The 25,115-nt window shown below is 47.2% G+C and carries 27 protein-coding genes and 1 riboswitch; of the genes, 21 read left to right on the top strand and 6 right to left on the bottom strand.

Features of this window, described 5'->3' with window-relative positions; all coding sequences use genetic code 11:
* The 10 genes from N667_RS0105660 to N667_RS0105615 all read left to right on the top strand — a co-directional run.
* The coding region (locus tag N667_RS0105660; protein ID WP_027408664.1) for a zinc ribbon domain-containing protein at window positions 1-323 on the top strand (323 nt) is incomplete at its 5' end.
* 356 nt (window positions 324-679) lie between these two features.
* A complete protein-coding gene (locus N667_RS0105655; protein WP_027408663.1) occupies window positions 680-1,822 on the top strand; it encodes a D-alanyl-D-alanine carboxypeptidase family protein in 1,143 nt (380 codons plus the stop codon).
* Window positions 1,815-2,408 (top strand): nucleoside recognition domain-containing protein, encoded by a 594-nt coding sequence (locus N667_RS0105650; protein WP_027408662.1) that lies wholly within the window; start codon window positions 1,815-1,817, stop codon window positions 2,406-2,408. The genes N667_RS0105655 and N667_RS0105650 overlap by 8 nt, the downstream gene beginning before the upstream one ends.
* Window positions 2,408-2,941 carry a spore maturation protein gene (locus tag N667_RS0105645; RefSeq protein ID WP_027408661.1) on the top strand — a complete coding sequence of 178 codons (534 nt, stop codon included), beginning with the start codon at window positions 2,408-2,410 and terminating at the stop codon, window positions 2,939-2,941. Before N667_RS0105650 ends, N667_RS0105645 begins: the two co-directional genes overlap by 1 nt.
* 120 nt (window positions 2,942-3,061) lie before the next feature.
* Window positions 3,062-3,799: a 23S rRNA pseudouridine(2605) synthase RluB gene (gene rluB, locus N667_RS0105640; RefSeq protein WP_027408660.1), complete on the top strand. Its 738-nt coding sequence runs from the start codon at window positions 3,062-3,064 to the stop codon at window positions 3,797-3,799.
* 111 nt (window positions 3,800-3,910) lie between these two features.
* Entirely contained in the window at window positions 3,911-4,432 is a 522-nt protein-coding gene (gene resA, locus N667_RS0105635; RefSeq protein WP_027408659.1) for a thiol-disulfide oxidoreductase ResA, read from the top strand.
* A 12-nt stretch (window positions 4,433-4,444) separates the two neighbouring features.
* Window positions 4,445-6,100, top strand: a complete 1,656-nt coding sequence (locus tag N667_RS0105630) for a cytochrome c biogenesis protein ResB (RefSeq protein WP_027408658.1) — start codon at window positions 4,445-4,447, stop codon at window positions 6,098-6,100.
* Window positions 6,084-7,268 carry a c-type cytochrome biogenesis protein CcsB gene (gene ccsB / locus N667_RS0105625; RefSeq protein ID WP_027408657.1) on the top strand — a complete coding sequence of 395 codons (1,185 nt, stop codon included), beginning with the start codon at window positions 6,084-6,086 and terminating at the stop codon, window positions 7,266-7,268. The genes N667_RS0105630 and ccsB overlap by 17 nt, the downstream gene beginning before the upstream one ends.
* Window positions 7,269-7,394: 126 nt before the next feature.
* A complete protein-coding gene (locus N667_RS0105620) occupies window positions 7,395-8,111 on the top strand; it encodes a response regulator transcription factor (protein WP_027408656.1) in 717 nt (238 codons plus the stop codon).
* Window positions 8,111-9,895 (top strand): ATP-binding protein, encoded by a 1,785-nt coding sequence (locus N667_RS0105615; protein ID WP_027408655.1) that lies wholly within the window; start codon window positions 8,111-8,113, stop codon window positions 9,893-9,895. The genes N667_RS0105620 and N667_RS0105615 overlap by 1 nt, the downstream gene beginning before the upstream one ends.
* A gap of 42 nt (window positions 9,896-9,937) precedes the next feature.
* Here the strand turns inward: N667_RS0105615 and N667_RS0105610 are convergent, their stop codons facing one another.
* The 5 genes from N667_RS0105610 to N667_RS0105590 form a co-directional block, all read right to left on the bottom strand.
* Window positions 9,938-10,342, bottom strand: a complete 405-nt coding sequence (locus tag N667_RS0105610; RefSeq protein ID WP_035098099.1) for an RDD family protein — start codon at window positions 10,340-10,342, stop codon at window positions 9,938-9,940.
* A gap of 12 nt (window positions 10,343-10,354) precedes the next feature.
* Window positions 10,355-11,737: a M48 family metallopeptidase gene (locus tag N667_RS18315; protein WP_035098096.1), complete on the bottom strand. Its 1,383-nt coding sequence runs from the start codon at window positions 11,735-11,737 to the stop codon at window positions 10,355-10,357.
* Window positions 11,738-11,961: 224 nt separating this feature from the next.
* Entirely contained in the window at window positions 11,962-13,017 is a 1,056-nt protein-coding gene (locus N667_RS0105600; RefSeq protein WP_027408653.1) for a sensor histidine kinase, read from the bottom strand.
* Window positions 13,014-13,691 (bottom strand): response regulator transcription factor, encoded by a 678-nt coding sequence (locus N667_RS0105595; protein ID WP_027408652.1) that lies wholly within the window; start codon window positions 13,689-13,691, stop codon window positions 13,014-13,016. The genes N667_RS0105600 and N667_RS0105595 overlap by 4 nt, the downstream gene beginning before the upstream one ends.
* Window positions 13,692-13,697: 6 nt before the next feature.
* Window positions 13,698-15,470 (bottom strand): ABC transporter ATP-binding protein, encoded by a 1,773-nt coding sequence (locus tag N667_RS0105590; protein ID WP_027408651.1) that lies wholly within the window; start codon window positions 15,468-15,470, stop codon window positions 13,698-13,700.
* Window positions 15,471-15,746: 276 nt separating this feature from the next.
* Here N667_RS0105590 and N667_RS0105580 point away from each other — a divergent pair, with 276 nt between their 5' ends.
* Entirely contained in the window at window positions 15,747-16,361 is a 615-nt protein-coding gene (locus N667_RS0105580) for a PH domain-containing protein (RefSeq protein WP_027408650.1), read from the top strand.
* A gap of 48 nt (window positions 16,362-16,409) precedes the next feature.
* On the opposite strand, the gene N667_RS0105575 is transcribed toward N667_RS0105580, so the two are convergent.
* Complete coding sequence (locus N667_RS0105575; protein ID WP_027408649.1) at window positions 16,410-16,595, bottom strand: hypothetical protein; 186 nt, start codon at window positions 16,593-16,595, stop codon at window positions 16,410-16,412.
* Between the two features lie 92 nt (window positions 16,596-16,687).
* Here N667_RS0105575 and N667_RS0105570 point away from each other — a divergent pair, with 92 nt between their 5' ends.
* From N667_RS0105570 to N667_RS0105525, 10 genes are all read left to right on the top strand, one after another.
* The gene (locus tag N667_RS0105570; RefSeq protein ID WP_035098093.1) at window positions 16,688-16,945 is read left to right on the top strand and encodes a hypothetical protein; all 258 of its coding nucleotides are present in this window, start codon (window positions 16,688-16,690) and stop codon (window positions 16,943-16,945) included.
* A gap of 72 nt (window positions 16,946-17,017) precedes the next feature.
* A riboswitch (cobalamin riboswitch) is annotated at window positions 17,018-17,231 on the top strand.
* 131 nt (window positions 17,232-17,362) lie between these two features.
* A complete protein-coding gene (locus N667_RS0105565; RefSeq protein ID WP_027408647.1) occupies window positions 17,363-18,328 on the top strand; it encodes an ABC transporter substrate-binding protein in 966 nt (321 codons plus the stop codon).
* Window positions 18,294-19,346: a FecCD family ABC transporter permease gene (locus N667_RS0105560; RefSeq protein WP_027408646.1), complete on the top strand. Its 1,053-nt coding sequence runs from the start codon at window positions 18,294-18,296 to the stop codon at window positions 19,344-19,346. Before N667_RS0105565 ends, N667_RS0105560 begins: the two co-directional genes overlap by 35 nt.
* A 5-nt stretch (window positions 19,347-19,351) precedes the next feature.
* Window positions 19,352-20,827, top strand: coding sequence for an adenosylcobinamide amidohydrolase (locus tag N667_RS0105555; protein WP_027408645.1), 1,476 nt, complete (start codon window positions 19,352-19,354; stop codon window positions 20,825-20,827).
* Entirely contained in the window at window positions 20,827-21,777 is a 951-nt protein-coding gene (gene cbiB, locus N667_RS0105550) for an adenosylcobinamide-phosphate synthase CbiB (RefSeq protein ID WP_027408644.1), read from the top strand. Before N667_RS0105555 ends, cbiB begins: the two co-directional genes overlap by 1 nt.
* A complete protein-coding gene (cobD, locus tag N667_RS0105545; RefSeq protein ID WP_027408643.1) occupies window positions 21,752-22,822 on the top strand; it encodes a threonine-phosphate decarboxylase CobD in 1,071 nt (356 codons plus the stop codon). Before cbiB ends, cobD begins: the two co-directional genes overlap by 26 nt.
* A complete protein-coding gene (locus N667_RS0105540; protein WP_027408642.1) occupies window positions 22,819-23,379 on the top strand; it encodes a bifunctional adenosylcobinamide kinase/adenosylcobinamide-phosphate guanylyltransferase in 561 nt (186 codons plus the stop codon). The genes cobD and N667_RS0105540 overlap by 4 nt, the downstream gene beginning before the upstream one ends.
* Entirely contained in the window at window positions 23,376-24,152 is a 777-nt protein-coding gene (gene cobS, locus N667_RS0105535; protein ID WP_027408641.1) for an adenosylcobinamide-GDP ribazoletransferase, read from the top strand. Before N667_RS0105540 ends, cobS begins: the two co-directional genes overlap by 4 nt.
* Complete coding sequence (locus N667_RS0105530) at window positions 24,110-24,760, top strand: histidine phosphatase family protein (RefSeq protein WP_027408640.1); 651 nt, start codon at window positions 24,110-24,112, stop codon at window positions 24,758-24,760. Before cobS ends, N667_RS0105530 begins: the two co-directional genes overlap by 43 nt.
* Complete coding sequence (locus N667_RS0105525; protein ID WP_027408639.1) at window positions 24,694-25,107, top strand: bifunctional adenosylcobinamide kinase/adenosylcobinamide-phosphate guanylyltransferase; 414 nt, start codon at window positions 24,694-24,696, stop codon at window positions 25,105-25,107. The genes N667_RS0105530 and N667_RS0105525 overlap by 67 nt, the downstream gene beginning before the upstream one ends.
* Window positions 25,108-25,115 lie beyond the last annotated feature (8 nt).

Genomic DNA, 25,115 nt, shown 5'->3' with positions numbered 1-25,115 from the left:
ACACGAGAAAGAAAAAGAAAGTCCACCGGAAGCAAGCACAAAAACTCTCGAATTGGTCCTTCGGGAAAGTCAAGCAATATCTCGCTTATAAATTAGCCCAACAAGGTATTCGTTTGAAAGAAATCGATGAGTCTTATACTAGTCAGACATGTCCTGTCTGCCAAAAAAGACGAAAAGGTTCCCAACGAATCTTTGCTTGTTCTTGCGGATATGAAGCCCATCGGGACATTCATGGCGCCCGCAACATTTTGAGCAAGGCACTCTATCAAGAGATCGCTCCTTGGGATGTGCCAACGACGCTTACGTATCTACGGATTGCCTAAGCAAGAAGTAGTAGATGGGTGGGACCGCCCCATCGGTGACCTACCGATGTTGCTTACTGAATCGGTCGAGAAGACTTCCGATACTCCTATCGAGCCGAAGAAGACCGCCTTCTTCTGTACTGAAGCTTCTTCGATCGAGTGGTAAGAAACTCCCACCCCTAAATGAAATGTAGGTGGGAGAGGTTCATGAGGAGACGGGGAGGAATTGACTTCTTTCCCGTTTTTAACGTATTTACCGAGAAGTTTCCTCCTTCCAAACAACGTGTAAGCCGGAGAGGTACATCTTGTACATTTTCAAGCATATCCCTTTATTTAGTGCATACACTTGTACAAAACGGCAAAAGGGATGGGATTACATGGAGCAAAAGAAACGGTGGAGCGCTTTCATCATAGCACTTATGATGATTTTTTCATGTATTCCGAAAAAAGCGGAGGCACAAGGTGTTAGCGCGCAAAGCGCCATTTTGATGGAGCAAACATCGGGAAGGGTGTTGTTTGAGAAGGCCGCCCATACGAAGCGGCGCATCGCCAGTATTACTAAAATCATGACAGCTATTATTGCGATTGAATCAGGAAAAATGAATGATATGGTAACCGTGAGTGCGCGCGCTGTTCGCACCGAGGGCTCATCGATTTATTTGAAAGAAGGAGAGAAGATCAAACTTCGCGATCTCGTCTACGGTTTGATGCTTCGTTCAGGCAACGATGCCGCGGTCGCAATTGCTGAACATGTCGGGGGGAGCGTCGAAGGCTTTGTCTTTTTAATGAATCAAAAAGCGGCAGAAATCGGGATGAGAGATACGCATTTTGCGAACCCGCACGGCTTAGATGATGCCGAAAACCACTACTCGACCGCTTATGATATGGCATTATTAATGCGGTATGCGATGCGCAATAAAGAGTTTCGAAAGATTTCCGGCACGAAAGTATACCGCGCGCCCAACCCGGGGGAAGAATGGGATCGCATATGGCGCAACAAAAATAAATTGCTGACGAATCTTTATGAATATTGCACTGGAGGGAAAACAGGATATACGAAACGGGCGAAGCGGACGCTCGTGACATCGGCTTCGAAGGATGGCCTAAATTTAATTGCGGTGACGCTCAATGCTCCGGATGACTGGAACGACCATATTGCCATGTATGAATATGGATTCAGCAATTATGTGATAGCCAAAGTAGACGATCAGCGCATCGGAAAAAAAATAAAAGACAAGTTTTATAGAAATAAAATCGCAGCAAGCCGCGATTTATCGTATCCAGTAACGGAAGATGAAATAGGACAGCTGCGCCTTCGCATCCAGCTTATAAAACCGAAAAAAGAGTGGAAAGAGGAACGTCGTCTCATCCCGAAAGTAGTAGGGAAGGCGGTGCTATATTTAGGAGATGAAGCCGTCGATGAAGTCCCGCTGTTGTATAAGAAAGCTTGGCATCATGAAGAAACGGGCTCATCGATTTGGAAATTATTTCTCTTTTTAGGTGTGGCCGACCATGGTTAATCTTATATGGGCGATAATGGCGCTTATTGGAATTTGTTTTGCGATGTTTAACGGCACGATGAATGAAGTGAACGAAGCGGTATTTAAAGGGGCAAAAGAAGCTGTTACAATCAGTATCGGCATGATTAGCATTTTAGTTTTTTGGCTTGGTTTGACGAAGATTGCCGAGGATGCGGGGCTGCTTGCTAAATTGTCCCATTTGTGCAAGCCGCTCGTGCGCCGCCTGTTTCCGGAAGTGCCGCCGAATCATCCGGCGATGGGGTATATTGTTTCCAACATGATCGCCAATATGTTCGGTCTTGGCAATGCGGCAACGCCGATGGGAATTAAAGCGATGGAAGAATTAAAGAAGCTAAACGGCTATCGGGACACGGCAAGCCGCTCGATGGTCACCTTTTTAGCCATGAACACGTCCGGCATCACGCTCATTCCGGCAACGGTCATCTCGATTCGCATGACCTATCACTCCGCTTCGCCTGGTGAAATTATCGGAACGACTCTCGTCGCTTCGACCATTTCCACAATCGGCGCCATCTTAATTGACCGTTATTATTATTGGAAACGAGCGCGAGGTGGCAAGAGATGATGGGGATCGTTCAACTCATTTCTCTTTGGCTGATTCCGGCGACGATCGCTTTTATTCTTTTATATGGGACTTGGAAAAAGGTGCCGACGTACGAATCGTTTGTTGAGGGCGGAAAAGAGGGAATTCAAATTGCTTTTTCGTTGATCCCTTATTTAGTCGGCATGCTTGTATCCATTTCTATTTTTCGCGCATCCGGAGCGCTTGACTATATGATGAGGTTTATCAAGCCGCTTGCTGAAGCGATCGGACTGCCGGCAGAAGTCGTGCCGCTGGCGATGATCCGCACCATTTCCGGAACGGCCGCGCTAGGGATGACGACGGATTTAATAGCGACATACGGTCCAGATTCTTTTATTGGCAGGCTTGCTTCGACCATCCAAGGGAGCACGGAAACGACATTATATGTGCTGACGGTCTACTTCGGGGCCGTGGGTGTGAAAAAGATGGGCGATGCCTTAAAAGTAGGGATTTTGGCGGATATATTAAGCTTTATCGTCTCTTTTTTCATCGTACTATTCGTATTTGGCAGATAACGCAGCCGATTGATTCGGCTGCTTTTTATTTGTCGCCAAAAGAGAGGGTATGATAAAAATATGATGGTATGCTTGTATCTTTTTGTCGAAAAGAGTAAGATGATTGAAGAGGTGAAGATGATGGAACGACTGCAAAAGGTGATCGCCCACGCTGGCATCGTATCGCGGCGAAAAGCGGAAGAGCTCATTGTGCAAGGAAAAGTAAAAGTGAATGGAAAAGTGGTGACCGAGCTTGGAGTCAAAGTCGGTCCGCAAGATAAAATCGAAGTGGAAGGAATTCCAGTAGAGCGAGAAGAGCCAGTCTATTATCTTCTATATAAACCGCGCGGCGTAATTTCAAGCGTGAAGGATGATAAAGGGCGAAAAGTGGTGACCGATTTTTTTAAAGACCTTGATAAGCGGATTTATCCGATCGGCCGCCTTGACTATGATACGTCAGGCTTGCTGCTGTTGACAAATGACGGGGAGTTTGCGAATCTTCTCATGCATCCGCGTTATGAAATTGAAAAAGTATATATCGCAAAAGTGAAAGGCATCCCGGCAAGAGAGCAGCTCAAACAGCTTGAGAAAGGAATTATGCTAGATGATGGCATCACAGCGCCGGCAAAAGTGAAAATGCTGTCGCTAGATAAGCGAAAGAAAACCGCTGTGGTAGAAATTCGCATCCATGAAGGGCGCAACCGCCAAGTGCGCCGCATGTTTGAAGCGATCGGCTGCCAAGTGATGAAGCTAAAGCGCGAACGCTATGCATTTTTAGATTTAAAAGGGTTGCATCCTGGCGATTATCGGGAGCTAACGCCGCACGAAGTGAAACAGCTTCGCGCGCTGGCATTGTCAGGGAACGGCATCCGCAAATAAACGAAATCTATTTTCATTTGTCACATAACATTCATATTATTTTCATTATGAATATAGCGAATATTGTTATAATGGTAAATGGTATATCTTTGTTTCGGGAGAGTAAGGACGATGAAAAAGCAGCGACTTGTTATGCGAACTGTTATTTTATTGCTACTTTTAGGCGCAGTTGCATACACGATTTACTCTAATTTTTTTATGGAAAAAGCTGAAGTTAAAGTCGGTGCGGACGCTCCGGATTTTGTGCTGACCGATTTGCACGGGAAGTCGCATCGGCTGTCTGATTATCGCGGCAAAGGTGTCTTTTTGAACTTTTGGGGAACATGGTGCAAGCCATGTGAAAGGGAAATGCCGTTTATCAGCAGGCAGTATGAACAGTATAAAAAACAAGGCGTAGAAGTGCTTGCGGTGAATGTCGGAGAACCGAAATTAAGCGTGCAAAAATTTGTCGATCGTTTCGGACTGACGTTTCCGGTCGTCATTGACCGCGAGGACCAAGTCATGAATGCGTATGAGATTGATCCATTGCCGACCACGTTTCTTATCGACAAAAACGGAAAAATTAAAAAAATTATTACCGGCACGATGACGGAAGAAAATGTAAAACAATACATGGAAAGCATTAAACCGTAGGGAGTTTTTAAGATGGAACAAGTAAAATGCGAGTGTGGTCACGTGAATCCATACGGCACCGTTTTTTGTGAATCATGCGGAAAGCCGTTGGATAATGTTTCCAAACCTTTATTGGACATGCGCTACGAAGGAAGCGCCCGTCGTTCGCAAACGTACAACAAAACAATCATAGATAAAATATGGAACTTTTTTTCGTCAGTCAAAGTGGGCGTATGGCTCATCGTTATTACTCTAGTTGCATCGGCCATTGGAACGATTTTTCCGCAAAAAATGTACTTGCCGCCGAATGTGACGCCAGCTCAGTATTACGAAGATCAATACGGTTGGGCAGGAAAGCTATATTATCAGCTGGGCTTTGACAATTTGTACGGCTCATGGTGGTATGTGCTGCTATTAGCATCGATCGGCGTTTCACTTGTCATTTGCAGTTTGGACCGGTTCATCCCGCTGTACCGTGCGTTAAATAATCAAGGAGTGACGCGCCATGAAGCATTTTTGCGTCGCCAGCGGCTGTTTAGCTCGACCAAAATAAGCGATGAGCATGCTTTTGAAGCGGTGAAAGATCGTCTCGCGAAGCGCCGCTATCGCATCAGGGAGGAAAACGGTAACATTTTGGCGGAAAAAGGCCGCTTTTCGCGGTGGGGCCCGTACGTCAACCATATTGGACTCATCATTTTTTTAATTGGGGCCATGCTTCGTTTTGTACCGGGCATGTATGTCGATAAAGTGCTATGGATTCGCGAAGGCGAAACGAAAGAAATTCCGGGAACAAACGGTCAATACTTTTTGAAAAACGAAAAATTCGTCTTTGAAACGTATCAAAAAGGAAAAGATAATCCGGTGTTCAATGCCGCCATCGACCGCGCTGGAAACGGTGCGGTTGCCAAAAAGTATCAAACAACCGCCGTTTTATACAAGCGAGTTGGTCCGGTGATTCCTGGGGAAGAACCGAAGCTCAAAAAAGTAAAAGAATATAAGATTCGTGTCAACGATCCGCTAAAATATGATCATTACGCGCTATATCAAGTAGATTTTAAGCTGAACGAGCTAAATAAAATGTCGTTCCAGCTCATCGACAAAAACACAGGGCAGTCGTTCGGGGCCGTGACGATCGATTTGCACGACCCAGCTCCTTCGTATGATTTAGGCAAAGGATACCGCGTGGAGCTGCTCAGCTATTTTCCTGATTTTTATTTTGATGACGATGGCAATCCGGCGACTAAGACAAAAATCCCAAACAATCCGGCGTTTGTTTTTAAGATGTACGCACCGGACAAGCCAAAGGGAGAAGTGAGTTTTGTAGCGATCCGCCAGACGATTGAGCCATTTGGCAACAACAAATATAAAATGGCGTTTGCAGGCATTGATACGAGAAATGTATCCGCTTTAACGGTGCGCCGTGACTTTACGCTATGGATTTTAGGAGTTGGCGGAGCAATTTTTATGATCGGCGTCGTTCAAGGAATGTACTGGAACCACCGCCGCATTTGGCTGAAGCGGTTGGATGGGGAAGTATTGCTTGCCGCCCATACGAACAAAAACTGGTACGGATTGAAAAACGAAATTCAAACCGTCATTGCGGGAACAGGGCTTATGATGCCAATCGATCAGACGGAAGCTGAAAAGAAAGAAGTGCAAGGGGGAAATGGGCATGGCGCAACTCAGTAGTACATTGCTCTATATCGCGTTCGTTCTATACTTAATCGGAACCTTCTTTTTTGGCGGAACGATACGCGATAAAAGGGATCGATCGCAGACAAGCCGCTGGGCGACGATCGGAATTATTATTACGATCGCAGGGTTTGTGTCGCAATTAGGATATTTTATTACAAGATGGATCGCTGCGGGACACGCGCCAGTCAGCAATCTGTTCGAGTTTACAACGTTTTTCGGGATGATGCTTGTGGCTGCTTTCATCGTTATTTACTTTATTTATCGGACAAGCATTCTCGGCGTGTTCACGTTGCCGGTCGCGCTCTTGGTCATCGCGTATGCGAGCATGTTTCCGCGCGAGATTACACCGCTTATTCCGGCGTTGCAAAGCGACTGGCTGCACATCCACGTAACGACGGCGGCAGCCGGGGAGGCGATTTTGGCTGTCAGCTTCGCAGCAGGACTTATTTATTTGATTCGTGTCGTCGATCAATCGAAACCAAGCAAGCGCACATTTTGGCTGGAGTTCGTGCTATTTTGCTTGATTACAACTTTAGGTTTTGTCGCTGTATCGAGCGCGTTTAGCGCGGCTGATTATGAAGCGAAATTTACTTGGGTCGATAAGACCGGAGCCAAAAAAGAAGCGATTTACGACATGCCGGCGCTTGTCGGGCCGCATCAATGGAAGATGGAAAAAGAAAGCGCGGGCCGCTTTGAGCCGCTTGTAGAAATGCCGGCGCTCATTAATGCGAAAAAGCTGAATACCGTCATTTGGTCGCTCTTTGGCGGGATTGTGCTTTATTTGCTGCTTCGTCTGATCTTGCGAAAGCGGGTGGCAGCCGCTTTGCAGCCGCTTGTGAAAAACGTTAACTTGGATTTAACTGACGAAATTAGTTATCGCGCAGTGGCCATCGGATTTCCGGTGTTTACGCTCGGGGCGCTCATTTTTGCGATGATTTGGGCGCAAATTGCATGGACACGTTTCTGGGGCTGGGATCCGAAAGAAGTATGGGCACTGATTACGTGGCTGTTTTATGCAGCGTTTTTGCATCTTCGTTTGTCGAAAGGATGGCATGGGGAGAAATCGGCTTGGCTTGCGGTTATCGGTTTTGCGATCATTATGTTTAATCTTGTCGCGGTGAACCTTGTGCTTGCCGGGCTGCACTCTTATGCGGGATCGTAACAAGAAGGGGGGTGTCTCTTAGGAGATGTCCCCTTTTTAACTAGTTCGTTTTTTATGTTTGCTTCGGGGGAATATAGATAAAATAGCGCTGTTTTTGTAAAATAGTGAGCAAGGGAGGATGTTCATATGGATAAACAGGTGAAAATTTTAGTTGTTGATGATGAGGAACGGATTCGCCGTTTATTGAAAATGTATTTAGAACGGGAGGAATATATCATCGAGGAGTCTGATAATGGAGAGGATGCGCTGAAAAAAGCGCTTGAGCATGATTACGATTTGATTTTGCTTGATTTAATGCTTCCAGGCAAAGATGGCGTTGAGGTGTGCAAGGAGATTCGCGAAAAGAAAGCCACACCTATCATTATGTTGACCGCTAAAGGTGAGGAAGCGAACCGCGTGCAAGGATTTGAAGCGGGGACGGACGATTATATTGTCAAGCCGTTCAGCCCGCGCGAAGTGGTGCTGCGGGTCAAAGCGCTGCTGCGGCGCGCGACGAATACGGCATACATCCAGGCGGATACGACGACGAAAGACGTGCTCGTGTTTCCTCATTTAACCATTGATAATGACGCTCATCGCGTGACCGCCGATGGGAAGGAAGTAGGGTTGACGCCGAAAGAATACGAACTACTCTTGTTTTTAGCTAAATCGCCTGATAAAGTATTTGACCGCGAGCAGCTGTTAAAAGAGGTATGGCATTACGAATTTTTTGGCGACTTACGCACAGTTGATACACATATCAAACGACTACGTGAAAAATTGAACAAAGTTTCGCCAGCAGCAGCGAAAATGATTGTGACTGTGTGGGGAGTCGGCTATAAATTTGAGGTTGTGAACGAATGATGTGGTTTTGGCGAAGTGTTGTCGGGAAGCTATGGTTTACCATTTTGCTTCTCGTTTCTTGTGTTTTGTTCATTTTGACTGTTTTGCTATTAAAGTTTTTTGAGACGTATTATGTGCAGGAAGCGGAAAAAGAGTTGACTCAGCTGGCGGTGCGAGTATCGGAAGTGATGAAGGGACATGAAGATGAAGCGCTCGCCCGTTCTATTGCTTCAACGCTTGTGGGAAACACATCAAAAGCGATGATTGTGGTCGACCAAACCCATTATTGGTACTTGCCTGACCATTCCTATCATGACAACTTGCCGCTATCGTTCATTGAGAAAGATCAAGAGCTGCGCCAAGTACTCACAAAACAAAAGTCTGTCAAAAAGAAAACATATTTATCGAATGTCAATATGCAAAATGACCGCTATAAGGAATGGCTGATTGTCGGAGTACCGCTTGCGATTGAAGGGGGAAAGCATGGTGCGGTGTTTGTGTACCAATCGCTAAAGGCAGTCGAAGATACGACGGAACAGACGAAGAAGTTGATTTATCTTGCGGCGTTTATTGCGATTGTGTTAACGACTGTATTTGCATTTTTCCTATCGACGCGAATTACCGCCCCGCTTAGGAAAATGCGTCAAGCTGCGTTTGAAGTAGCGCGCGGGAAGTTTGACACGAAAGTCCCCATTTTAACGCACGATGAAATCGGCGAATTGGCGATGGCGTTTAACCAAATGGGAAGGCGCCTGCAGTTTAACATTAATGCCCTCAATCAAGAAAAAGAACAGCTCGCCGGCATTTTAAGCAGCATGGCGGACGGAGTGATTACCCTTAACCGTGACGGGGAAATTTTAATCACAAACCCTCCGGCGGAGCGCTTTTTGCAAGCGTGGTATTTCGAGCAGGGAAATGAAAGTGAAGCGATGACGGCGCTGCCGCCGCAAGTGAAGGAGCAGTTTGCCCTTGTTGTGAAGCAAGAAAAAGAGCAGATGGCGGAATTAACGCTGCAAGGGCGGACGTGGGTTATTTTAATGACGCCGCTTCATAGCCAAACCGCGGTGCGCGGAGCGGTAGCCGTTTTGCGCGATATGACGGAGGAGCGCCGCCTCGATAAACTGCGCAAGGACTTTGTTGCCAACGTGTCCCATGAGCTTCGCACGCCGATTGCGATGCTGCAAGGATACAGCGAGGCGATTATCGACGATATTGCAGCGACGGATGAAGAAAAAAAAGAAATGGCGAAAGTGATTTATGACGAATCGCTGCGAATGGGGCGCCTTGTGAACGATTTGTTAGATTTAGCGCGGATGGAAGCGGGGCATATCACCCTCAGCTATGAAAGCGTTCAGCTCTATCCGTATATTGACCGCATTATCCGCAAGTTTCAAGGACTTGCTAAAGAAAAGCAAATCGATTTGTCCGCCGAATTTCGCAGCGCGGATGTGCATTTGTTGATGGATCCTGACCGGATTGAGCAAGTGTTGACCAACTTGATCGACAATGCGCTGCGCCATACGGATGAACATGGCATCGTCAAAGTCATTGTTGAGCATAGCGGCGACAGCGTAATGGTTCACGTGCAAGATTCTGGTTCCGGCATTCCCGAAGAGGATTTGCCGTTTGTATTTGAACGTTTTTACAAGGCAGACAAGGCAAGGACCCGCGGCCGCTCTGGAACGGGGCTCGGGCTTGCGATTGCGAAAAACATCATCGAGGCGCATAAAGGGACCATTACCGTCCATAGCAAGCTCGGTGAGGGAACGACGTTTACGTTTACGTTGCCGGTGAGGCAACAATAAAAAGGTTCGGACCTTTTAAGTCCGAACCTTTTTATTAAACAACTACGGTTTTTCTGTTGTAACATACGTTCCCGCGATAAAATCATGGATCGCGCGCTTGTCGCTACGGACCGCAACCATAATGGCGCTTATAATGAACGCAATTCCGAATGTGATGAAGTAAATGATATACGCTACGATGGTGCGCAACAACATCGCGCCGAAGCCGAGTTTTTCTCCGTTCACTTTCACGATGCGTACCCCCATGATTCGTTTGCCGATCGTGTATCCCGACCAATAAATAGGAACGGCAATCGAGTAAATAACACTAAGGATTGATGTAATCACATTATTTTCTATTGATCCTGTTGCTACATAGCTAATGATCGCTAAAGGAATGCCAATAATAATCGAGTCTAACAAGTGGGCAGCCAATCTGCGCCAAAAACCAGCCGGATTTGAAATCATGATGCATCCTCCTTATTCTCTCAGTAATGACGCGATTTTACGCTGATTGAACTCTATGGCGTACATAAGTGCCGTCATGCCGGAATAATCCGCTTTGTCTCGCTTTGCTCCGAGCTGAAGCAGCGTCTGCACCGCATTTGCATGCCCGTTCATCGCCGCATACATAAGCGCCGTCATGCCTTCTGAATCTTTTGCTTCAATATTGGCGCCTTTGTGCGCGAGAAAGGCAACCATCTCTGCTTGTCCTGCACTGGCAGCGGTGATAAGCGGAGTCGTGACCGCTAGATCGTCATCTGCCGCTTCGATATCAGCACCCGCTTCGAGCAACAGCGACGCGATCGCGATGTTGCCATCCTGGGCGGCCCAATGAAGAGCGGTTTTGCCTTGATTATCGGTTTCATTAATGTCAGTTCCTGCATCGATCAGCGCACGCACTTTCGCTTTATTATTTGCAACAACTGCTTGAATGAGCGGCGATGTTTCGCTCGATGCTTCATCAGCGGACTCGTCCCATATCCCGTCGGTTCCTTCCTCAATGGTTTGCGACAGTTCTTTTAAGCCATAATACCCGCTCGCTCCTATGAGCGCAGCAGCCGCCATAAATATACCTAGAACGCACAGCTTTTTAGTCCATGAACGTTTTATAGCCTCCCCAGCGAAGAACCGATCAATTTCAGCGATTCGCTTCGGCAATGGCGGGTGTGTTGATAAAATTTGGCTCAACCAGACGAAAAATCCCTTTTCTTCGCGAATTTGCTGTACGTATGCTTCGCGGTTCACGCGTTTGTATAACCTTTTTCCGATGGCTAAAAGAGTTAAAGCGTTTTTTCCTGCTTCGTTGTTCGTATAGTATGCCCCAAACCGATCGCACGTATATTCGCAGGCGCGCAAGTATAGTTCGGCAAGTCCGGGAATCCACATCGCTGGCAAGATAAATAATGATTTACCGATATGATTGCGTTTAATATGGGCCAGCTCGTGGGCGATGACAAAGGCAAGTTCGTCATGTGCGTCCTGTTCAATGAGCTCAAATATTTCGGAGTATAAAACGACCATGTTTCGTCCGAAAAAGCGGGTTGCAAACGCGTTCAGCACACCGCCCGACTGCATAACGTATACGTCTGGAACGCGCGCCAGTCCCATTTTGTCGCATAGCTCTTCTACTTTTGCATAAACATCCGGAAATTGCTCTTTACTTAAACGAACCGCATTAGTCCGAATCATTCCAATCATCAGCGCATGCATAAAAAGTGATAACGCGGCTAAGCCAAGCACAATAATAAGCCCGACGATAGAAAAGGCTAGGCTGATATAAGTGAGCACACTAAGCGTTGTGACGAGCCAAAAATAGCGCCGCTCGTTCGGGTGAATGAGTTGTTTTTCCGACAGTGTCATCAGCCCCTTGTAAAAAATCTTGTCCGATGACTTATTATAAATGAGCGGTGAAAAATTAGATAGAGGAAATTTGTTGCTCACTATAGTCGCATCATACTGCTAGAAGCGTATTGCTTACAGTAGTCGACGATGGAAAGTGGTGAAATTGTGGAGATGGAAAGGATGCGTTCTCTAACTAAAGAACAAAGCCGCTTTCTAACGGTGAAAGCGGCTTGAATAGCAACCTATTCGCCGGCCGGAATGGAAACAGTAATGGCCGTTCCTTTGCCTTTCTCTGTTTCTACTTTGATGTCTCCGTTGTGCATTGAAACGATTTTTTTCACAATGGCGAGGCCTAAGCCGTTTCCCCCGCCCGTGCGGTTGCGCGAGCGGTCGGCTTTATAAAATCGCTCAAACATATGCATTTTTTCTTCTTCCGACATCCCGATGCCGGTATCGGAAATAATAACGTGGACCTTTGAATCGCTTTTGCCAAGTTGAATGGAGATTGTCCCATATTTCGGCGTAAATTTAATGCTATTATGCAGCAAATTCATCCACACTTGGTCGAGCAAATCTTTGTCGGCGGTAATTTCCGTTTTCTCAAGCGAAATGTCCATTTCCAGTTCTTTTTCGAGCCATTGCGGCTCACAAGCGAGCACGATGTTTTTTAATTGCTGATCAAGCCGATATCGCTTCGGCTCGTATGGATGATGGTCCGATTCAAGCGATGTCAACTTTAACAGATTGTCGCTTAATTTTGACAGCCGTTTGCTTTCTGTCTCAATAATGTGAAGATAGTGGGCGCGCTGTTCGGCGCTGAGTTTTTCATTTTTCAGCGCATGGGCAAAGCCGATAATCGAAGTGAGCGGCGATTGAATCTCGTGCGAGACGTTGGAAACAAATTCTTGGCGCATTTGTTCCATTTCATTTAATTCTCGAGCCATTCGATTGATGCTTTCCGCCAGTTCATAAAATGGCGAATTGACAGATACCGCTTCAAGCTTGACATTAAAATCGCCGTTGGTAATCTGTTCAATCGATTTTTTCATTAAATGAAAAAATTCCATCTGTTTGTCGCGCCAACGCCCGATTTTAGCGAGCAACTGGATGACCGCACCCATCATGAAAAGGCCGATGTGAAAATTTATCAGCTCGCGCACATAAATGGGAGGAACATAATGAAAATGACGGTACAAGTAATTCATGAAGAAAAAAGCAATCGTCCAACAACAAGTTAGCGAAAAGAATGCAATGAGAATCCGCCATATGACATGAAAGATCGAAGGACGCTTTTTCATGATTGCGACACCTCTAAGCGGTAGCCTAAACCGCGGACGGTCGCGATTTTAAAGCCGTGCTCTTTTTCAGAAAAACGCTCGCGCAACCGCTTAATATGAACATCGACCGTTCGCTCGTCACCTTCGTAATCGTATCCCCAAATATGCTCGATTAACTCGTCTCTTGACAATGTCCGGTCCGGATAGCTGGCGAGCTTAAAGAGAAGCTCGAATTCTTTTTTCGGGATGGTGAATATCGAGTCGCCAAACGTAATCGTATACGTTTTTTGGTCGAGCATGAGATTCCCCGCTTGCACTTTGTGCGAATTTGCAATGCCGTAGCGCTTCAATAGGGCTTTGACCCTTGCTGCTAACTCGAGCGGTTCAAACGGCTTGACTAAATAATCATCGGCCCCGAGTTCAAATCCCTTTACTTTTTGCGATGTTTCCCCTTTGGCGGTGAGCATTAAAATTGGGATTTCGGCAAAACGCCGCAGCTCTCGGCACAATTCCCAGCCGTCGAGCACGGGCATCATAATATCAAGAATGACCAGATCGATTTTTACGGTTTCAAAGAGCGCCAGAGCCTGCTCGCCGTTTGTTGCCTCATATATTTCAAATCCTTCGTTTTCTAATAAAATTTTGATAAGTTCACGAATGTGATCGTCATCATCGACAATTAATAAAGTTGCCATCGTTCTTCATCCTTTTACAACGTTTTTTAGCATTTCTTCACTTATGTGCAATTGCTGGGTGGCAAACTCCCGGTAAAGCGGATGGTTGTCAAATAGTTCTTGGTGCGTGCCGATGCCTGTAATCTCCCCTTTTTCGAGAAAAATGATTTGATCGGCGTTTACGACTGTCGACAACCGATGGGCAATGACGATCGTCGTCCGTCCTTTCATTAAGTTTTGCAGCGCTTGTTGCACCGCCATTTCCGATTGGCTGTCGAGGTTGGAGGTGGCTTCATCCAACAATAAAATGCGCGGGTTGCGCAACAGCGCGCGGGCGATTGCGATGCGTTGGCGCTGCCCGCCGGAAAGCTTGATGCCGCGCTCCCCGACTTCTGTGTCGTATTTTTGCGGCAGTTCCTCAATGAACGACGAAGCGTACGCCATATCGGCGGCCCATTTCAATTCTTCATCGCTTACATCCCGCTCCAATCCATAGCAAATATTGTCGCGAATCGTTCCAGCGATGAGCGGGCTTTCCTGCGACACGTAGCCAATTTGCTGGCGCCATGCAGCGAGCGAAAACGAACGGAGCGGTTCGTTTCCCAACGTGATCATGCCGTCTGTCGGTTCATAATATCGTTCCAAAAGCGAGAAAAACGTTGTTTTGCCTGAACCGCTCGGACCAACGATCGCGGTGACTTTGCCCGGTTCAATAGTGAAATTTAAGTTCCGCAAAACAGGTTCTTCGCCGTAAGAAAAATGCAAGTTTTTCACATGGATCGGCACTGGTGCGCGCTTTACTTCATTTCCTGACACATAGTCTTCCTCTTGTTCGCTTAGAGTCGCGATAATGCGGTGCGTCGCCCCCATCGCTTTTTGCAGCTGCGTAAAAAACGTGCTGAACGCAGCAAGAGGCATCACCATTTGGAACAGGTATAAAATATAAGCGACAAGTCCACCCGCGGTCATCGCCCCAGTCGACACGCGGTATCCGCCAAATCCGAGAATGACGACGAGCAGCACCATCATAATAATTCTCATCAATGGCATAATCATTGCTTGCACCTTTGCCTCTTTCAACCCGTAGTGAAATAAATTCGCAATGCCTCGCTTTCCGTTTTCGTATTCGCTGGGCTCGGCATTTGATAATTTGACGAGGCGAATTTCCGATAACACTTGTGTGATGAACGCCGTAAACTGCGCCATTTCATCTTGAAGGCGTTTCGCGTTTTTGAACATTTGCCTGCCAAGCGGCCGCATGACGCTGATTGTCAGCGGCAGCACCACGAACATCACGAGCGTCATTTTCCAATCTAAATACAATAATAGCGCGATCGAGCCGATGATGGAAATGACGCCGTTCAAAAAATTGGCCATATGTTCGGTAATGAGTCCTTTAATGACAGAAGTGTCGTTCGTAACGCGGCTCGCCGTTTCTCCGGTGCGATGATGGTCATAGTAGGAAACGGTCAATGACAACAGCTTTTTCCAAACTTGCTCCCTTAGTCTTGAAACAATCATTTCACCTGTGTAATTCATTAAATAAATCGAGAAACCGCTCGCCAACGTTTGCACGATAAAGGCACCGACTAACAAGACGATCGTCGTTTTGCTTAACGATGATATCGTAAAGCCATCCGTTAGTTTTTTCGTAAACATTGGGATGGCTAAGTTAGCGAGCGAAGAAATCAAGCTTAAAAGGAGAGCTGTGGTCATGATCACTTTCGGCGGTTTTGTCGCCCGGATCATCGCAATGAACGAGCGCCAATCCGCTTTTTCTTCCTGCATCTGTTTTTTCATCGTTTTCACTGCTCCTTTTTCATTGTGTTGGCTGTATGTGTATTGTAATCGATTTTTGTGAACGGAATATGAACGATTGTAAAAGAAGGATATTTCGCTTCTCTTTCTGTTTAGATGGGAGGTTTTTAACATAATCCGCCGAGAAGTCTCCCATCTCTAAGCGAAGTGTAGGTGGGGGAAGTTCATTTCATTGTCGTTAATTGATTGGGAAATAGTGGATGATATTTTTATCATTGTATTATATAATTTTCCTAGAAACGAAAAGGAGGAGATTTGATGTTTGGAAAAATGGCAGCGGATGTGCTTGGGTTAAGCGACATCGGCGCGGTGATTAAGCCGGCGGATTACGACAAAGTCGACGCCGACGATTATGTGATGCATGAAGACGGGGAAAAAATTTATTTTTTGATTAAGTCGAAGTCGGATGAGTATTGTTTTACGAACCGAGCGCTCATTCATTTAGACGGAACGAGCGCGACAAGCAAAAAGCGGACGCTGCGCCGCTACGATTATTACAAACACCCGATCTCCAACGTGTCGCTGGAGACGGCGGGCACGGTCGATTTGGACGTTGAAATTAAATTTACAATTGGTTCAGAGCATTACTCAATCGATGTGCACAAAAAACATATTGAAGAAGTGAAAGATTTATATAAAGCGCTTCTGAAAATCGCGGAAATTTGCCATGAAAATGAAACGGCGCTTGAGTACGCACGGCAAAGCTTGGACGTGGCTACGTCGGTGTTTGGACGCATCACAAGCAATCCGGGGAACATTGCCGAGCAGTTTAAAGAATTGAAGCAAACAGCGTTCAACTGGCTTGTCGAGACGAAAAAGCAATATACGGTAAAAGATTTTAGCGATGTATTTGAACGTTATATTAATAACTGATCGCATAAAAGCAACCCGAATCGGCCAGCGGTTCGGGTTGTTTGAATATTATAAATAAGGGTGGCTGTTTGTTTCTCGTTGATGATGCAAATATGTTTCCGTGTAGATGCGCTCATTGTCGGTGGCGCGGCTATTTCCTTTTAGCGGGTCGATTTGCACATTTCGTTTTTTGGCGATCCAGTCCGTTACAAATCCTAAAACAAGCAGGCTGCCGATAAGCAAGATCCAGCCCATGCGTTCACCCCCTTTTACTTTCATTTTACCATTTATTCCCCTTTTTTAAAAATATTTTTATTTTTCTAAAGAACACGGTGATACGCATTCGAGTGAGTGACATAAAAAAATGGGTTGTGCTCATGTTTGGAAAGCATGATGAAGGCAGTAAAATATTTACGCTGTTCTATTGGTTTGCTTTTTCTATTTATTCATTTTACTTGTTGGTGAACGCTTATTATTTGTTTGCGAGCCCAAGCCTAGGCTCGCTGGCCAGTTTTGTGCTTTCAGCGGTCCTATTTCCGCTTCTATTTCGTCTAGTATACAGCATCCACGTCAAAATTCAAAAATCGTTGAAGGTAAAGAGATAAAGATTTTTATTGCCAAACTCTTCTCACTGATTTAATATTATAGATGTCAATTGTTTGATTATTTTGTACAATTGCATACAGGCGCAGAAAGGTGCCAAACGGGCAAGGCTCTAGTAGGCTTAATAGGGAATCTGGTGCAAGTCCAGAACTGTCCCCGCAACTGTAAATGCGGACGAAATGAAGCAGCCACTGTGCGGTCGGATGGCGAAAGCCGTTTGCCGCATGGGAAGGTTCAGAGTAGGATGAAGCATAAGTCAGTAGACCTGCCTTTTTTGCGCGATGTTTCCTATCTTCGGGGGGTGAGGTGGCGAAACGGCAAGGGGCTTTTCTGTATCTCATCGTTTCCTTATGTTGTCGTTTCCCGCTCATTCCATCCGGAGTGAGCTTTTTTATTTTACATGCAGGAGGAGAATAGACATGAAACAGCTGAAGCACTATGCGCTGCTGCTTGTTTTTGTGCTGACGTTCGGCCTTATCGCCGCATGCGGCAGCAATGAAGCAAGCAAAACAACAAACGAATCCGACACAAAGCAAGAAACAAAAGCCGCTTTTCCAGTGACTGTAAAGGATGGATTGGGACAAGATGTAACGATCCAATCTGAACCGAAAAAAATAGTTTCGTTGATTCCTAGTAATACGGAAATTGCCTATGCGTTAGGATTAGGCAAAAAAATTGTCGGAGTGAGCGATTTTGACAGCTACCCAGAAGATGTGAAAAATAAAGAAAAAATCGGCGGCACGGAGTTCAACGTTGAAAAAATTATTTCGCTCAAACCGGACTTAGTGCTTGCTCACGCATCAAGCGCCCACAATTCGAAAGAAGGGTTGCAGCAATTGAAAGATGCGGGAATTACAGTGCTTGTCGTCAACGACGCGAAAACGTTTGATGACGTCTACCATTCGATCGAATTAATCGGTCAAGCGACAGGAACGACCAAAAAAGCAGATGAAATTATCAATCATATGAAAACAAAGCTCGAACAAATTAAAGAAAAAGCGAAAAATGTGAAACACCCGGTAAAAGTATGGGTGGAAGTATCGCCGGCGCCGGAAATTTACACAGCCGGAAAAGGCACATTTATCGATGATATGCTGCAGGCGATTTCCGCGAAAAACGTCGCTGGCGACCAACAAGGCTGGCCGATGATCACCGAAGAAAAAGCCGTTTCTTTTAATCCGGATGTCATTATTACGACGTATGGATATTATGTCAAAGACGCAGCAAAGCAAGTAATGGCACGTCCTGCGTGGAAAAACGTCCCAGCGATTAAAAATAAACAAGTGTACGATGTCAACTCGGATTTAGTGACACGTCCAGGCCCGCGCCTTATTGAAGGGGTAGAGGAACTTGCAAAAACGATTTATCCGGAAGTCTTTAAATAATGCAATGATTTATGCGCTCGCAGCCATCGTGGCAGCGATGTGCATGCTGTTGGGGATATCGATAGGCTCTCTATCGATTCCCTTTTCTACTATTATCGAAATTTTTTTGTCGCACTGGTTCGGGGTTTCTCCGTCACATCCGATTCCCGATGACTTGGTACAAATTGTGATGGCGATTCGTCTCCCTCGCGTCGTTCTCGCTTTTTTTGTCGGCGCATCGCTGTCGCTTGCCGGAGCGGCGTTTCAAGGAATGTTGAAAAACCCGCTTGCCGATCCGTATACGCTTGGCGTTTCGTCCGGCGCTTCGGTTGGAGCGGTCCTCGTTTTATTTTTCCATTGGCAATGGGCATATCTTGGTGCGTTTACATTGCCGACAGCGAGCATCATTTTTGGATTAGCGACTCTTTTTCTCGTTTTATATTTTGCTAAAATGGCGGATCGCCGCATGTCGATGGAAACGATCATTTTAACGGGTATTATTTTTAGTTCATTTTTCAGCGCTCTCATTTCGCTTATGATCGCGTTGACGGGCGAGGAGTTGCGGCAAATTATCGGGTGGTTGCTAGGAAGCGTCGCGATGCGGGGCTGGAATTACACGTTGATGATTGTTCCGTTCTTTCTTGTTGGAAGTTTGTTGCTATTTATGAACTACCGTGAATTGAACGCGTTTACTTTTGGCGAAGAGGCGGCGGCGCACATCGGCGTCGATGTTGCCAAGCGGAAGTTGGTCATTTTAACGAGCGCTTCGCTATTGACAGGAGCAGCTGTTGCTGTTTCTGGGACGATCGGCTTTGTCGGTTTGGTTGTTCCGCATATGATCCGGCTTGTCACCGGCCCGAACCATCGTTTTCTTTTGCCGCTGTCGCTTTTGTATGGCGGCGCTTTTCTAGTGCTTGCTGATTTGGCGGCGCGGACGATCATTTCACCGCGGGAGCTGCCGATCGGTGTCATTACATCGCTTATCGGCGCTCCGCTGTTTGCCTTTTTATTTATAAAAAGAACGAAAAGAAAGACGTGAAAGCAGTGTTAAACGTTTGTGACATATCGCATCGGTACGATGATAAAACGGTGTTGCAAAAAGTGGCATTCGAAGTGGAAAAAGGGGAGTTTTTCGGAATTTTAGGGCCGAACGGAAGCGGGAAGACAACGCTGTTAAAGCTGCTAAGTAGAGAGCTGCCGCTGCAAGAAGGAGCGATTACGCTAAACGGCGTGTCGCTTGCCTCGCTTTCATCCAAGCAATTGGCGCAATGGATCGCCGTTTTGCCGCAAAATGTTGACATCGCATTCGGTTATACAGTAAAAGAGACGGTTGAGCTAGGGCGTTATGCGCACCAACGTGGGTTATTTGCGAAATGGACGGATGCCGACGAACGGGCGGTAAGCGCGGCGCTCGCACAAGTCGGCATGCTAGCCAAAGAGACACAAACGCTCGACCGTTTAAGCGGCGGCGAGCGGCAGCGCGTGTATTTAGCGCGGGCGCTTGTGCAGGAACCAAGTTTGCTTTTGTTGGATGAACCGACAAACCATATGGACATCTCGCAGCAGATTCTTTTGCTTGATCAACTGAAACAATGGACAAAGGAAAAGCAATTAACGGTGATTGCCATTTTTCATGATATCAATTTGGCGAGCATGTATTGCGACCGCCTTCTTTTGCTCCATGAAGGAAAAGTCGCAAATATTGGTGAGCCGAGCGATTTGATTGAAGAAGAAATGTTAAAGAGCGTGTTTGGCGCATCCGTGCGGCGCCAAGCGCATCCGGTTGTTGCATCACCGCTTATTACCTTTGTGCCGAACGTTGTGCAGGAGAATGAGGAACATATTCTCGATTCTCTCACTATTACGGGCAATCGAGAACAAATCGTTGTCGCGTCCCCTCGGCCGTTGAAAGTGCTGTCATCCGCTGTTGTTGGAGCTGGATTCCAATGGGCGACTCATTTTGTTAATCGGCACGTGCCGAAAGATTATGACTGCGATGATCCAGAAGAAGAGATGAGACAATATTTGCGGAACCGCTCTTTCGATGTGCATCAAACAATCGGCATGATGACGGCGGTTTATTTAGAAGATGCAGTGATTGTGCGCCAAAAAGAGGGGGACGTGTCGCTTGTTGCAATCGTCACGGCAGGAGTTGGGAATGCGGTCGATGCCTCTGTTGCTTGGAAGCGAACAGAAGCAATTGGGTGTGCTGGCACGATTAACATTGTTGTTCTCATTGAAGGGAAGCTCACCGAAGCGGCATATGTGCAGGCGATGATGACGGCGACTGAAGCAAAAGCGAAAGCATTATGCGATGCCGGTGTGGTCGATCCAGAAACAGGCACGATAGCTACAGGAACGTCAACCGATTGTCTGGCCATTGCCGCTTCGCAAACGGGACCGATGTATGAGTACGCCGGGACAGTTACACCACTTGGAAAAGCGCTCGGCCGTCTTGTCTATGAGGCAACAGCAGAAGCGCTGCAAAAGTATAAGAAGCGACGGGGGGAAGCCAGATGATGCACCACGTTACGGCGATGGCCGTTGCCCTCGTTCTTGACTGGCTTATCGGCGACCCGCGTTGGTTGCCGCACCCGGTGCGCGGCATGGGGAAGCTGATCGCTTTCGTTGATCGCCAAATGAACCGCGGCCGATATCGGCGGATCAAGGGAGCAGCCGCTATAATCATTGTGCTCGGCACCGTCTATAGCATCGGTTTTATGCTCGTATGGGGCAGTTACCAAATCTCGAATCTATTAGGAGTTATAGTAGAAGCGGTGTTCATATTTACGACGATCGCCGCCAAAAGCTTACGGGAAGCGGCATGGAATGTACTCATTCCCCTTGAACGAGGCGATATGGGGAAGGCGAGAAGGGAGCTCGGCATGATTGTCGGCAGGGATACGGAAACGCTTGATGAACCGGAAATTGTGCGCGCTTGTGTTGAGACGGTCGCAGAAAATACGAGCGATGGAGTGACCGCGCCTCTTTTTTATGCGCTCATCGGTGGGGCACCGCTTGCGCTTTTGTATCGCGCGGTCAATACGTGCGATTCGATGCTTGGCTATAAAAATGAGGCGTATCGCGATTTCGGCTGGGCTTCAGCGCGTTTGGACGATGTATTAAACTATGTGCCTGCCCGATTGACCGCGTTGATGATGGTGCTTGTGAACAGTCGACATGTCCGTCGCTGTTTGCACCTCTTAATGCGCGATGCCCGCAAACATCCGAGTCCGAACAGCGGCTGGGGCGAGGCGGCGATGGCGGCGCTTCTGGGCGTGCAACTCGGCGGTGTGAACACGTATCAAGGCGTCGTTTCTTGCCGTCCGAAAATCGGCGATGCCATTGTGAAGTTAGAAAAGCAACACATTCGCCAGGCAGTCTATGTGATGCTGCGCACGGTGATCGCCTTTTTTGCGCTTCTTTCGATCGGAGGGATGCTTGTTGAAATTGCCATCACATGGAGCTAATCCGCACTATTTATATAAAAGTATCGGCCTTCCGCTCCCGGAGCAATGGATCGATTTTAGCGTTAATACAAACCCATATCCGCTGCCGCTGTCGATATGGCCGACGCAAGCAGAATTTTACAAATGGGCTACAGAGTATCCTGATCCGGACGCAACTGAATTGAAAAGCTATCTCGCTCGTACGGAGCGGCTTTCAACGGAGCAACTTTTCATCGGAAACGGCGCTTCCGAGTGCATTTATTTGCTCGCCCGGCTCTTTTCGGGAAAACGAGTCGGCATCGTCGAACCGACATTTTCCGAGTATCGCCGGGCATGCGAGTCTAACGGGTGCACCGTGTTGTCCATCGTTTCTGATGAAGCGCGCGGTTGGATGCATGCACAAAGCGATTTGGTGACGATGATTGAGCAAGTGGATGTCATCTTTTTGTGCCACCCGAACAATCCGACTGGAACGGTGATGAAAAAAGAGAAATTCTTTTCCCTTTTAGAAGCAGCCAAGCGGGCTGGCACGTTTGTTGTTATTGACGAGGCATTTTACCATTTTTGGGACGAGCCATTTACCGCTCTTGAATGGATTTCTTTGTTTTCTCATCTCATTGTGATTCGTTCGTTAACAAAGATGTATCATTTAGCTGGCGTGCGGATTGGATATATCGCTGCCGATGAAGCGATCATTCGGAAAATAAGAGCCTTTCAGCCGCCGTGGAGCGCAAGCCAAGTGGCGCAACAGTTGGCCATGCGGCTTTTACCGCTGAACGAATTTGTCGCGCGCACAAGACGGATGATCGCTAGCGAACGAAGCCGGATCACAGCGGCTTTACAGGAAGCAGGTTACTATGTTTCTAGATCGGTAGTGAATTTTTATTTATTGCGGGCGCCAGAGCGTTCGACGGAGGAACTGCTGTATGATTTGCTGCGGGAGGGGTTGATACCGCGCCATACGAAAAATTTTAATGGGCTGAACGGAGATTATTTACGTTTGGCGGTTAAAACAAAAGAGGAAAACGACCAGTTGTTATCTTTTCTAATAAGGTGGCTATCATGATTGTATTTATTAGCGGCGGTGTCCGCAGCGGAAAGAGCGATGTTGCCGAACGATGCGTTCAGGTGCTTGCCTCTTCTGAAAGTGTCGTTCATTATATTGCTACGGCGAAAGTGACCGATGAAGAGATGAGAGCGCGCGTTGTCCACCATCAAAAGCGGCGGGACGGCCAATCGCTTTCGTGGCAAACATGGGAGCAGCCGCTTTGTTTGCATAAATTGGCGCCGAAATTTGCTGCGCGGGATGTTGTGTTGCTCGATTGTTTAACAAATTGGCTGGCGAACGAATTGTTTGCTACGGAAGGTTGGGAACGCGAAGAGCATTGCCTGCAAATTGCTGAGCGGATGCTTGCGGCCATCAAACAGCTCGCCGCTTCGTGTAAAGCGCTCATTATTGTCTCGAATGAATTGTTTTCCGGCGGCGTACCGGATGATATCGGGACTTATCATTTTATGAAGGCGCTCGGTCGGCTTCACCAGCGCATCGTTGATATGGCATCGTCTGCGCTGCTCGTTCAGCATGGCATTCCGACTTTGAAAAAAGGAGTGGACATTTTATGAGGCCGATTTGGCACGGGTTTGTCTTGGCGCTGCAATTTTTGACTATCGTTCCGCTGCGGATGGAAGTAAGTTGGGAGCGCGAGACGGCGCGGTGGTCCGTTCGAGCGTTTCCGCTCGTCGGCGTACTGCTTGGAGGAGTGCTGGCTAGTGTGTATTACGTTTTGTCGCATCTTCCAGTGTCTTCATTTTTTGTTGCGCTGTCGCTCCTTTTTTTGTCTGTGTTTTTGCCGGGGGGACTGCATGCGGACGGATGGATGGATGTGAGCGATGCATTTTTTTCATACCGCGATGCGGCGCGCAGACTTGAAATTATGAAAGATTCGCGCGTTGGCGCGTTCGCTGTGCTATCAATTATGTTTCTTTTATCGTTTCGGTTTCTATTTTTATACGAAACGATTTCTGCGCACATATCATCGCTTCTGTTCATAGTAGTTCCGTTTTTTTCGCGCGCATGGATGGCATTGTTGCTTGCTTCTGGACGCTTGGCGAAGCCGACAGGGATGGCGGCTGCTTTTCGCGAACATCTTGGTCGTAACGATATTTTTTGGCTGATAGCGGCGTTGCTTTTGGGAACGGCTTTAGTTAGTTTACTGCGGCCGCTATTTGCTTTCATCTTGGCCGCTATGGCATTTGTTTTCTTTTCGGGCGCGCGGGTGTTTTACGAAAAACAGTTTGGCGGCATTACCGGTGATATGTTAGGTGCGTTCGTGGAAGGAGCGGAGACGTGGCTATGGTTCATCATTTGGCTCTTACATTTCTTCGTCACGGCATGACAAAGGAAAACATGGAGAAACGTTATATTGGCTTTAGCGATGTACCGCTTCTTCCACAAGAAATGAAGCGCCTTCAGGAAACGGATCGAAGTACGTATCCTAGCGCTGATATAATTGTTGCAAGCGATTTGCAGCGCTGCCGGCAGACGTGCGATTTATTGTTTGGCGCTGCCCTTCCTGTTTATCCGATGAGCGAGTGGCGTGAAATAAATTTTGGCGATTGGGAAGGAAAAACGTTTGCCGAGTTGAAAGATGTAAGAGAGTATCAGCGATGGCTTCAATCGCCGTTGGCGGCCGCCCCGCCGAACGGTGAGCATTACCGTGATTTCAAACAACGAATCGAGCAGGCGTTGACAAAAACAATCGAGCTCGCTTGGCAAGCGAATGCTTCTCATCTTGTGATCATTACGCACGGGGGACCGATTCGTTATATATTGGAGCGGTATGCCCCTAAAGAACGGCCGTTTTGGGAGTGGCGCGTTCCGTTTGGCGGCGGGTTTATGCTGCAATCGACGATTGAACGATGGAGGGAACGAAAGCGATGCACTTTATTGTCGGAGGTGCCTTTCAAGGAAAACGGAAGTGGGCATGTCACTACTACAAACTAAATGAAGGAGTTCCTTATCGCTGGTGCAACGGATATGAACAGGAACCATTTGCTCCAAATGGATCACAAGAGCGTATTATCGTGTTCGAAGGAGTCGAGGCGTTCATCCGCCGCTTGCCCGATCGGACACATTGGGAAACGTTTTTTCAAACATGGCGTGAATGGGAACGCGAAAAAGCGGGACGCATCGTCGTTTGGATCGGTTGTGATATTACTCAAGGAATCGTGCCGATGGCGAAAGAAGAGCGCGATTGGCGCGATGTTACAGGATGGTGCTATCAGCAGTTGACACAATGGTGTGACCGTGTTGACCGGTTGTGGTGCGGTTTGGCGGAACGAATGAAATAATGGGGGAG

The organism is Anoxybacillus tepidamans PS2, from assembly GCF_000620165.1.
Lineage (GTDB): Bacteria > Bacillota > Bacilli > Bacillales > Anoxybacillaceae > Anoxybacteroides > Anoxybacteroides tepidamans_A.
This window is presented reverse-complemented; position numbering and strand designations above follow the sequence as displayed.